Raw genomic sequence first — 3,016 nt, 5'->3', positions numbered from 1 at the left:
GGGGGCGCGGCCGGGGGCGCGGCCGTGGGCGCGGCCGGGTCCGCGCTCATCGCGCCGGCGGCCGTCGCCGCGTCTCGGGCGCGCGGGCCGGCGTCTCGGTCTGCGCGATCAGCGCGCGGCAGTCATGGTTCTCGGCGGTGCCGAGCTGAATCGTCGGCAACAGCGCCGCCAGCGGCGTCAGCAACACGCCGAGCGCCACGGCCGCCCCGCCGCGCGCCGCCAGCGGCCCGATCGCGGGGGCCACCGACGGGTGCTTGAGCGTGCCGCCGATATCGATCGGCGTGGGCAGCGAGCCGATGCTGAAATGCTTGGCATTCGTCTCCAGCCGCAGGTCGATCCGCTCGTCGCGCAAATCGACCGTCCCGGTCGCGCGGATGTTGCTCTCGTCGGTATCGATCAACAGCAGCCGCGAGTCGAGTATTCCGTGACGCAGCGGCATGTCCGCCACCATGCAGCGCAGCCGCGCATGCTCCGGCAGACCGAGGGCGGAGACCAGCGCGTTGCCGAACTGCAGTCCCGACAGCGCGACAAGCAGCGCGCTCAGCTCCCCGCCGGAGGTCGCCAGCCGCACGCCGCCGTTGCCATTCGCCGCGAACTGCGCGAGCGAACGGCCGGCGCTGTCGATCTCGGCATGTCCGCCGATCACGCCCGCGCCGCTGAACCCCGCCGACTGCATCAGCCGCGCGATGCTCACCCGGTCGAAATCGACGTTGGCATGCAGCCGCGTGCTGGTGTCGCTGACGGGCGTCAGCGCGATGTCGCCAACGACGCGGCCGGTGCCGATGCCGGCGACGATCGGATGCACCCGGATCGCGCCGTCGTCGAGGTCGAGCACCACCGAGAGGTTATCGAGCGGCGTGCCCCGCCCGGTCAGCTTCGCCGAGCCCTCGATCGACGCGGCCTTGTAGTCCAGATGCACGTCGGCGGCGCGCAGACGGGGGATGTTGATCGGCCGGTCGGGCAGCAGCTTCGGGCTCGCCTCCGCCGCCGCCACCTGCCGCCGCTGCGCCGCCGTCTGCCCGCGCTCGCCGGTATCGCCCGGCGTGGAGCCGATGAAGCCGCCGAGGTCCTGCATGTCCACGCGGCGCGAGGCGAGGGTCGCCACCACCTTCTGCCGCTGCCCGCCCTCGGGCGGCGTGATCGCGACGTCGCCCTCGATGTCGCTGCGTCCCAGCGTGCCGGCGGCATGGCGGAACGTGATCCGCCCGTCCGCATAGGTCAGGTCGCCGGTCACCGCGAAGGGCGGCGTGCGCGGGATCGGCACGCCCGTCAGCGGCTTCAGCAGCGACATGTCGGGACCGGCGAAGGACAGCTTCAGCGCCGTGCCGCGGAAATGCAGCGGATCATCGACCGTGCCGGTCAGCGCCACCCGCGTGGGCCCGTTCTCGACATGCAGGTCAATCGGATAGGGCGTGTGCGCGTCGCGCAGACCCAGCAGCGCCCCGCCCACGAAACGGGCGGTGATCGGCTGCCCGGCATAGGTGCCGTGCGCCTCGGCGCGTATGCGTCCGCCCTGTGCCGCCGCCGCGCCGCCGGCGGCGTCCGCGTGGGCGGTGCCGGCAGCCGCCTCGTCCTCGGTCGCCACCGCCACGTCGAAGCGGGCGCGCAGCTTCGGGATGTCCACATGCGCCTGCCCGTCCTCGATGCGCAGCGCGCCGATCTTCACCGCCGGCCCGCCGCCGCCGCCCCCGCCGAGCGCGAGGTCGTAATTCGGTTTGCCGTCCTTGTCCGTCGCCACCGTCACGCGCGGGGCATCGACGTCGATCACCGGGATGCGCAGCACCGACCGGTCATGCCGGAAGCCCCAGATGTCGACCGTGATGGCGAGCCGCCGCGCGGTCGCGAAGGCATCGTCGGCGGGGAACCCGGCCGGGTCGGCGACGCGCACATCCTCGGCCGTGACGACGGTCTGCCGGCCGAGGGTGACATGCAGATGGCCGATCCGCACGTCGCGATGCAGCGCGGCGCTCGCGCGCGCGTCCACGAACGGGATCAGCCAGTCCCAGCGGAACAGCAGGGCCACGATCGCGATGAGCGCCACCGGCACGCCGAGCCCGATCGCCCACCACCGCCGCCTGTGTCCCGCCATGCACCCGCTCCGTCCCGGTCACTGCGTGTGCCAACGGACGGGTGCCGCCGGGGGTTGCCGGTACCGGGGTATGCGGGCATGCGGCGCCGGTCCGCGTCAGTCGGTGTCGGTCTCCCGTCCGGCTGGACGGCCGGGGGCCTGCGCGGCGAGGGCGCGGGCCATCTGGCTCAGCGCCTCCTGATGTTTCTCGTTGTCGATCGCCGCGAAATTGCGCGCGAGTTCAAGGCACATGCGCTGGCGCGGCGACAGCTCGATCGGCCCGCTGTCCGGGGTGAGCCCTTCGAAGAACCAGGAAATCGGCACGTTCAGCACCTGCGCGATCTCGTACAGCCGCCCGGCGGAGATGCGGTTCAGCCCGCGCTCGTATTTATGCGCCTGCTGGTAGGTGACGCCGATCATCTGCGCGAGCTGCTGCTGCGACAGGCCCAGCATGACCCGCCGCTCGCGGATGCGGCTGCCCACGTGGCGGTCCGCGGTACTGGCCCGCGTGCTGGCGCGTGGCTCGGACAGATCCTCGTCGCCCGCGCCCGCGCTCTCGTCCCCGCCCGTGCCGCCGCCGGCCCTGGGCCGTGCGATGTCCGCCTGATCCGCCACTGCCGTATCCTCCCGCGCCTGGCATGAACCGCCGCGGCGCGTGCGGCACGTCTACGGCCGGGGCGGCCGTTGCCCGCCACGGGCGATGATGCGGGCCGCACACACGCGCACGTTACCGTTAACGGGACTATAATCTAATTTTTGGCAGCCTTCTCAACCTTTCTTGTAGGTTTTTCGACGCTCTCCGTCATTTTCGAAACCGCCCGCTCCTCCGCCGCCCCATGCGAGGCGGTATGGGGTGCGGCGGGCGGGACGTCCGGGGGCGCCGTCAGGGCGGCGGCCTGCACGTGCGCGAGTTCGCCGCGCAGCCGCTCGATCTCCGCCCGCAGCGCC

3 protein-coding genes are annotated in these 3,016 nt (G+C 72.6%); all 3 read right to left on the bottom strand.

Translation table 11 applies throughout. The annotated features are described in order from the left end of the window. Positions 1-46: 46 nt before the first annotated feature. Positions 47-2,089: an AsmA family protein gene (locus B8460_RS08215; protein ID WP_048861104.1), complete on the bottom strand. Its 2,043-nt coding sequence runs from the start codon at positions 2,087-2,089 to the stop codon at positions 47-49. A 96-nt stretch (positions 2,090-2,185) separates the two neighbouring features. After that, positions 2,186-2,683 (bottom strand): helix-turn-helix domain-containing protein, encoded by a 498-nt coding sequence (locus B8460_RS08210; protein WP_456303904.1) that lies wholly within the window; start codon positions 2,681-2,683, stop codon positions 2,186-2,188. Between the two features lie 134 nt (positions 2,684-2,817). Further along, a partial coding sequence (locus B8460_RS21770; RefSeq protein ID WP_158322766.1) for a hypothetical protein occupies positions 2,818-3,016 on the bottom strand: 199 nt, incomplete at its 5' end.

The sequence above is a fragment of the Acidisphaera rubrifaciens HS-AP3 genome (genome assembly GCF_000964365.1).
In the GTDB taxonomy this organism is placed as follows: domain Bacteria; phylum Pseudomonadota; class Alphaproteobacteria; order Acetobacterales; family Acetobacteraceae; genus Acidisphaera; species Acidisphaera rubrifaciens.
The sequence above is the reverse complement of the archived record's forward strand: the minus strand, read 5'-3'. Positions and strand labels throughout refer to the sequence as shown.

What these genes read in the sequence shown, in the direction of transcription:
- B8460_RS08215 (WP_048861104.1), bottom strand. Translation starts at nt 2,089, where the DNA reads ATGGCGGGACACAGGCGGCGGTGGTGGGCGATCGGGCTCGGCGTGCCG.